Annotated in this window: 1 protein-coding gene; it reads right to left on the bottom strand. The window is 70.2% G+C overall.

Annotated features, from left to right (window positions below):
- A partial coding sequence (locus tag UO65_RS36895; RefSeq protein WP_035285488.1) for a tetratricopeptide repeat protein occupies nucleotides 1–726 on the bottom strand: 726 nt, incomplete at both ends.

Here is a 726-nt window from a genome sequence, read left to right as displayed (position 1 = left end):
GTGGCGGGTGTTGAGGACATCCGGGTGCTGGGGTCCCAGGATGTCGATCTGGAGCGGGAGCAGTTGCCGGAGTTCGTCGAGTGCTGTGGTGATGTCGCCGCCGCGCGCCCGCCAGTGGGCGATGTTGTAGCGGGTGGTGAGGGTGGCGATGTCGTGCGGGCCGAGGGTGCTGACCTGGCAGGCCAGGACGTCGTCGAGTTCGGTGAGTGCTGTGCCGATGTTCCCGGATTCAGCTCGCCAGTGGGCGAGGTTGTGGCGGAGGGCCAGGGTGTCCCGGTGCTCCCGGCCGAGGAGTGCCGTCAGACCGGCGAGGAGTTCTTCCCCGCTGGTGATGGCGGTGTCCGTTTCCCCGGCTTCGGCTTGCAGGTAGATGATGTTGTGCCGGGTGAGGAGGGCGTCCGGGCTGCCTGCCCCGAGGACCCGTTCCTGCTCGGCCAGGACCTGCTGGAGCTTCCCGATCGCCCCGTCTTCTCCGGCCACGGCTTGCCAGTAGGCCATCTTGTAGCGGGCCAGGAGGACCCTGGGGTGGTCGGGCCCGGAGTGTTCGGTGGCGGTGGAGTGCAGGTCGCGGAAGTAGTCGGCCGCCGCCTCGTGCTGCCCCGCGTCGCCGAGGCTGTTGCCGACCTGGAAGAGGACGTCGTGGCCGCCGCGGGTCCAGAGTGCGGGGCCCGCGACCTCGGCCAGGGCGATGGCGTTCGCCCGCAGGACCTCGGCCAGGGCGATGGC

The organism is Actinokineospora spheciospongiae (genome assembly GCF_000564855.1).
Classification (GTDB): domain Bacteria; phylum Actinomycetota; class Actinomycetes; order Mycobacteriales; family Pseudonocardiaceae; genus Actinokineospora; species Actinokineospora spheciospongiae.
Note: the sequence above shows the minus strand (reverse complement) of the source record. Positions and strands in the feature narration are given on the sequence as shown.